Below are 7,085 nucleotides of genomic sequence, written 5' to 3'. Positions count from 1 at the left end.
TGTAAACACTGAGCTTTTACATTGAGCCTGTCGAAATGTCGTGCTTTGCTGTTTTATACTGGTCGGGGTTTCATCCCGTCGCTAAAAGCGAGGGTCTTCACCCCGACATTCAAGATAAAAAATAGCAATAACGAAGTTTTTTTGAGTGTAGTCTCTGTTTGGGAGTGCGTTATTAAGTATCAGTTAGGCAAATTAAATTTTCCTGAGCGTCCTGACCTATATCTTCCCAAAAAAAGAAAACAGCATTTAATTAACAGTTTGGTTATTGATGAAAAAAGCCTAGTACATTTAAAAGATTTACCACTCCTTCATAAAGACCCTTTTGACCGTCTTTTAATCTGTCAAGCTTTACAGCATAATTTAGTAGTGGCTACTGAAGATAATGTAATTTTAGCCTATCCTAACTTACAGTTTTTTTGAGTATCAATCAGGGACGTAAACTCGATCGCTTACGTCCCCTAAAAACATCAATTAACCATCATTACTATTGTCTTGATTGCGCTTTTTAGACAGCAATACACCTAACCCTAATATTACTATTGACAAAATTGTAGAAGGTTCGGGAATAGCTGTCGATGAATCCACTTGAACTATTTTTATCAACTGACTTTGATTACCAGAATAACTGGCAACACTGCCATCGCTAAAACCAGTTTGAGATAAATCAATATTAAGTACCAGACTAGAATTACCATTGCCGATTACTTGAAAGTGCAATAAACTAAAAGTATCCAATTGATTAATTCCCAGAGGTGAACCAATGCCCCAAAATGGTAAAGAACCGCCTCCTAAGTTAGTAATTGAACCATTGGTATTGTCTAAGATTCCCGTGCGTCCAAAGGGGAAATTAGAGGTAATAAGAAGACTATTAATATCTGAGGGATTGAAAGGATTGTCGATGTTTTGAATTGAGCGAGGATCGAAGGATAAATTAATAGCACCGCTAGTGATACCGACAGGATTAATATCACTATTTTCCATTAAAATTTCTACAAAAAATCTATCGCCTACACGGAGAGGATTATTAATAATAGTTCCCACTAGGCCACTATTATCAGTTTTGAGGTTGAATTGAGTAGTCAGACTAGACATAATGTAGTTCTCCTGAGTTAAAAAAGTTAGCGAGTTAAAACAAATACTACGCCAAGCAGCATTTATTCAAAAATCTGGTAAGGGAAGTCACACTAACTGGGTACATCATTTGTACTCTGGTAAAGTTACTGTTTCTGGAAAAGACAGTACCGATGCAAAGTTGTATCAAGAAAAAGAAGTTAAGAGGAATCAAGAAAATGGAACAAATTAAATATCGCATGGTAATCCAATGGTCTAATGAAGACAATTGTTTTTGGGTTGCATTGCCTGATTTTCCAGGGCAATATTGGCGTACTCATGGAGATACTTATGAGGAAGCTGTCGCTAATGGAAAAGAAGCAATAGAATCGCTAATGATTGCTTATCAAGTAGATAATGAACCCTTACCTAAACCTTTATTTTGTAGGATGGGTTAGGAAGTGCGCTAACCCATCAAACCTAATCAAAAGTCATCATAATTAATCTGAATTGTTGGGTTTCCTTGGGTCAACCCAACCTACAGAGTTAATCTAAATAACTAATCCAAATTCGGAATTGAAGGGAACTAATTCCGCAAGATTAATTCTTCCATCTCCGGTAATATCAGCAGTAGGGTCATAATTTGTTTGTCCACTACTACTACCAAATAACCCCGGACGTTGTAAGGTAGTTAAGTCGGTTAAATTCACCCGTCCATCGTAGGAAATATCACTGTTAAAGGTTGATTTTCCTGTTAGTTGAATGTTCAAAGCAGAATTGTTTTGAGCATTACTGTTGATGACTAAGCCGTTAGCCAAATTGAAGTTTTCTCGCGCTGCTTTGGGTGTATATGCTAAAGCGATACGTCGAGTTTGTCCGGGATTTAGCAGTATGTCTCCATTGGCAAAATTGGCATCTGTGGTGACATTTTGAGCATTGATAGTAATACCAGCAATAGCAAGTACATCGTTAGTTCCCGATGCGGTATTAGTAATGTCAATGAATTGGGTTTTGTCAGCAAAGTTAGGACGGACAAACAGGCTATCGGTTGCACTTGTACGGTATTGAGAGAGTTTTGTGCCGAAGGTGATGGCGTTTTTATCTACTACTATTGTCCCTTCATTAACGTTAGTAATATTGACGTTAAAAGTGCGTTCGGTAGAGAGTTTATAACCGTCAGTTGCTTTGACTCCCAATTGATAGGATGTAACTCCACTTTCAAAGTCAATGGCATTAGCACCCGCTTGAGTTAAGGTAATTTCTCCGGTGGTAGAGTTGATAGCAAAAAGATCATTTCCTGAACCATCTTTAGGAGAGGTACTTAAGCTAAATGTGGGAGTTTGTCCGTAAGCATCATCAGTTGCATCTACTAAGTTTCCGGCGACAACTACGGTTCCTACTGCACTTCTTTCGGCGAGGTTGACGTTATTAATACTACCGACAATCGGTGCATCATTGATGATGATATTACGGGTTAAGCTTAAAGTACCATTAGGATCAACTAATGTGCCATCAGCAAAACCGATTTGAGTGGGATCAAAGGTGAGATTTAAGTTAGAGTTATCCCGCGTTCCCACGACGTTAAAGCGTAGCAAACTGAAGCGATTTAATTGATTAATCCCAATGGCTGTACCTTGACTTGCTTCGGGAACTGCACCACCACTTAAGTTATCAATTAATCCGTTAGTATTGTCTAATGTACCGCCTCGGAAGAGGGGGAAAGCGGAGGTAATTAGGGGACTGTTGACATTGCCAATATCAGCAAAGTTATTGATATTTTGAGCAACATCAGCAGCAAAGCCAAAATCAAGGGAGTTGATGATTAAACCTGCTGCATTGGTGCGAATATCACCTACTAGGATTTCCGCAAAGAAGCTGTTACCAAGAATGGCATTATTGCTTGTAATTTCACTGCCAACTGTCCCGTTATTATCCTCATAGAGTTTCAGTTGGAAGCTGAGAGAGTTAACATTATTCAGGTTAATGGTAGCGATACCCGTATCGGTTAAAGCACCATCATTTGCTTGAATTGTCAGGTTAAAGGGGTTAGTTTGTGCGCTAACATCATCCGCATCCGTAACCGTAATTACTCCCGTATTACTAATACCAAAAGCGGAGGTAGTATCGCCATCTGTATCTAAATTTCCAGCGGTGATACTGTAGGTTAAGGGGTTATTATCGGGGTCAGTGGCGTTAATTGTCCCGACAACTGTACCGTTGGGACTGGTTTTAGAAATGCTGAAAACAGCATCATTAACGACTGGCGCACGGTTAACAGGACTGGTAAGATTAACAGTAATAGCGGCAGTATCGCTTAAGTTACCATCGCTAACGGTAACAGTAAGATTGAAAGGGTTAGTTTGACTGCTAATATCATCAGTGTCAGCAACCGTAATTACGCCACTACTACTAATACTAAATGCCTTGATATTGTCGGCATCGCTGTCTAAATTTCCGGCAGTAATACTGTAGGTTAAAGGGTTATTATCGGGGTCAGTTGCGGTGACAGTTCCGACTGTGGTATTAATGGGACTGGTTTTAACGAGGCTAAAAGTAGCATCATTAGCGACGGGGGGACGGTTGGGGGTTTCGTTAACATTGGTGAGGTTAACGGTGATAATAGCGGTGTCGGTTAAAGTTCCATCGCTGACGGTGACGGTTAGGGGGTTATTGGGGTTAACTTCAAAGTCGATGTCATCGGGGTCAGCGACGCGAATTTGTCCGCTATTATTGATGGTAAAGGCGGAAATTCCGTCCCCATCGAGGTTAGGATTCCCTGCGGTGATATTGTAGGTTAAGGGGTTATTATCGGCATCGGTGGCGGTAATTGTGCCGACAAGGGTGTTTAAGAGGCTGTTTTCGGGTACGGTTAAGGTAGTATCGTTGAGGACGGGTGCGCTATTTTGGGTAAATTCAAAAGCACCCATATCGACGTTTGTACCGTTAACGCGAGGATTTCGGGCAATATCAAGGGGTATGGCTTCGGTGATGTTGCTATCGCCGTCTAAGTCGCGGGTATCGGCAGGGAGAGAGGCGTTACTACCTGCGTTGATGGCAGGGGAAGTGCTTTGTAGGCGTAAGTCGTCGTTGATAGCATCGACAAAGAGGGGGTCAACATTTGTTCCTCCAAATAATCCGCCTTGTACTATACTATTTGTGACTGTGTAAATACCAACACTATTATTAGAAAGCGCAGTTCCACCATTTCCCCAAATGATACTGTTGCGAATAGCAGTGTTAATTCTATGACTATTGTTAATTCCCGCACTAAAAACTACACTTCCTGAACCAGCAGAGTTACCACTAAAACTGGTATCATTAATAGTAGTCGTGAAACTACCTAAAAAATCTGTTATATCCTGATAAATTGCACCACCTTGACTAGCAGCATTATTCCGACTGAAGATAGCATTGGTAACTTGTAGGTTATTACTATCTCGATTAAAAATCGCACCACCTACGCTATTAGCACCATCAGCAATATTCAGTGTAAAATTAGCATTCGTGACACTAACATTATTTCTGTTGTTGTAGATTGCCCCACCATTAGCAGAACGGTTTTGTAAGAAATCAGCTTGAGTAATAGTGGAGTTGTTAGTTTGCAGGAAAACAGCACCACCTAAACCAGCAGTAGCACGGTTTTGAACAAAATCTGCGTCAGTCAGATTAAAACTACCGCCAGTGCTTAATATTGCCCCACCATCACTACTGGCAGTGTTATTATTAAAAGTTCCATCTTTCAGAGTGAAAGTGCTACTCGTGTTATAGATAGCACCACCATCTGAAGTAGCTGTATTGCTGGAAAATGTTGCATTATTCAGTGTGGAACTACCGCCAATGCTATAAATTGCACCACCACCACCACCAGTAACAGCAGAAAGATTAGATGTGTTACTGGTAAAAGTGGCATTATTTAAGGTGACATTACTAGCTGTGTTAAAGATTGCCCCACCATTAGCAGTAGCAGTATTGCTGGTAAATGTTGCATTCGTTAGAGTGGTATTGCTGGTGTTATTGTAAATTGCACCACCGTTCTCATTTGATACATTATTGCTAAAAGTAACATCTGTAACAATAGGATTACTGTTACGATTGTAGATTCCAGCACCACCTGTACCACTACCAGCACTGGTACTATTGTTACGGAAAATAATGTTAGTAAGTGTAGGATTACTGCCATTATCATTAAGAAGTCCACCGCCAAAAAAAGCATTATTATTCTCAAAGATTAAATTTCTGAGAATAGGACTACCATCAATGATAATCATTCCTCCTCCACTATTAGTCCCCCCAATACCTATAGCGTCGGGAACAGTGCCATTACCTCCCGAAATAGTAAACCCATCTAAAATCGTTGTGTTAGATGTTCGACTACCAGTAACAACATGAACACTATTATCAGTCGCAGTATTAACTGTCCCAATATCCCCACTTAAAATAGTGGCATTAGTGGCAACATTTCGCTGACTTAAACTCGTTTCCGAACCAGCAAACCCCCCATAAATCTCCACATGATTCTTGAGGGTAAAAGTTGCATTTCTGTCCGTTCCCGTAGTCGGTTTATAGGTTCCCCCCGCAACCCAAATCGTATCCCCACTTTTCGCTGCTGCTAACGCCCCTTGTAAATCCGTAAACGCATCAACCCAAGACGTACCATTATTACTTCCCCCCGCATTTGCCCGTACAAAAATCGTGCGAACTGCTGCAGGAGTAGGCGTAGGAGCGAGTTCTGCCCCTTCATACGCCCCTAAATCCACATTTGCACCCACAACACGGGAATTACGCGACAAATCGAGGGGTATCCGTTCAGAAGTATTGCCATCCCCATCCAAATCTCGACTATCGAGAGGCAATAAAGTAGAATCTCCCGCATCCAAAGCAGGAGAACCCGATTTTAAGCGTAAATCATCCGCTTTCGCATTGACAAACAGAGGGTCATTATCCGTCGCACCCGTAAACCCTCCCCCTTGGATAATACTATTAGCAACCGTAACACTACCACCGGAACCATTATTAACCTGATTCCCCGTACTGCTACTATCCTGATTTCCCCAGAGGATACTATTACGCAATGCTACACTACTCGAAACATTATGTAGCGCACCCCCAGTCACCGCCACGTTACCACTCAAGGTACTATTAATCAAATTGGGGTTACTCAGATTACTAAAAATCGCGCCACCACTGCCCGTATTAGCCGAATTTCGACTAAAAACCGAATCAACAATGGTGGGATTACTGCTACTGGTGTTATAAATCGCCCCCCCGTCATTAATTGCCGTATTCAGGCGAAAAGTGCCATTAGTAATCTGGGGACTACTTAAATCATCGTAAATCGCCGCCCCTCGCGTTGCCGTATTGTACTCAAACAACACATCTGTCAGGACAGGATTACTACCATTCTCGTTATATAAAGCACCTCCATTTGTTCCATTATTATCGCGGAAAGTGATATTTCTCAGGGTTGGACTAGCACCCGAAACATACATCCCACCCCCATCATCTTGATTTCCCGTTGTACCATTGGCATTACCACCAGTAATAGTAAACCCATCCAGAATAGAACTGTTACCCAGAGGAGTAGAAATCGTACCCGTCGCGCTTACGACGTGATACGCATTATCCGCAATACCAGACGCGCCAATCTCACCACTTAAAATCGTGGCATTACTGGCAATATTACGCTGATTACGGGCAGTTTCCGTTCCTGCAAAGCCGCCATAGATTGCTACATTATTTTTCAGGGTAAAGCTTGCAGTTCTGTCCGTTCCCGTAGTCGGTTTATACGTCCCCGCAGCCACCCAAATCTCATCACCAGCTTGTGCTGCAGTAATAGCACTTTGTAAACTGCCATAAGCATTGTTCCAAGCGGAGCCATTACCTGTTGAACTGGACTTAACGTAAAGAATAGCCATGATATACCTCGTGTGAAAAAGACGGTAGAGAGTTGATAGGGAATATCGACCCGAAACTTAGTTCGAGTTAGATAAAGTTGATAAGTAAGCGAATAGTGGAGAAAACTGTCTCTAAAGACA

4 protein-coding genes are annotated in these 7,085 nt (G+C 41.6%); 2 read left to right on the top strand and 2 right to left on the bottom strand.

Features of this window, described 5'->3' with window-relative positions; genetic code table 11:
- The first annotated feature begins 72 nt into the window (after positions 1–72).
- Entirely contained in the window at positions 73–420 is a 348-nt protein-coding gene (locus EWV84_RS18910; RefSeq protein ID WP_287079322.1) for a type II toxin-antitoxin system VapC family toxin, read from the top strand.
- Between the two features lie 51 nt (positions 421–471).
- On the opposite strand, the gene EWV84_RS18905 is transcribed toward EWV84_RS18910, so the two are convergent.
- Positions 472–1,092 carry a PEP-CTERM sorting domain-containing protein gene (locus EWV84_RS18905; RefSeq protein WP_287079320.1) on the bottom strand — a complete coding sequence of 207 codons (621 nt, stop codon included), beginning with the start codon at positions 1,090–1,092 and terminating at the stop codon, positions 472–474.
- A 197-nt stretch (positions 1,093–1,289) separates the two neighbouring features.
- On the opposite strand from EWV84_RS18905, the gene EWV84_RS18895 reads away from it, so the two are divergent.
- Complete coding sequence (locus EWV84_RS18895) at positions 1,290–1,508, top strand: type II toxin-antitoxin system HicB family antitoxin (RefSeq protein WP_287079321.1); 219 nt, start codon at positions 1,290–1,292, stop codon at positions 1,506–1,508.
- Between the two features lie 93 nt (positions 1,509–1,601).
- Here EWV84_RS18895 and EWV84_RS18890 read toward each other — a convergent pair whose 3' ends face one another.
- Positions 1,602–6,965 (bottom strand): beta strand repeat-containing protein, encoded by a 5,364-nt coding sequence (locus EWV84_RS18890; RefSeq protein ID WP_287079318.1) that lies wholly within the window; start codon positions 6,963–6,965, stop codon positions 1,602–1,604.
- Between the last annotated feature and the right edge of the window lie 120 nt (positions 6,966–7,085).

The sequence above is a fragment of the Microcystis sp. M_QC_C_20170808_M3Col genome, from assembly GCF_007095505.1.
Lineage (GTDB): Bacteria > Cyanobacteriota > Cyanobacteriia > Cyanobacteriales > Microcystaceae > Microcystis.
Note: the sequence above shows the minus strand (reverse complement) of the source record. Positions and strands in the feature narration are given on the sequence as shown.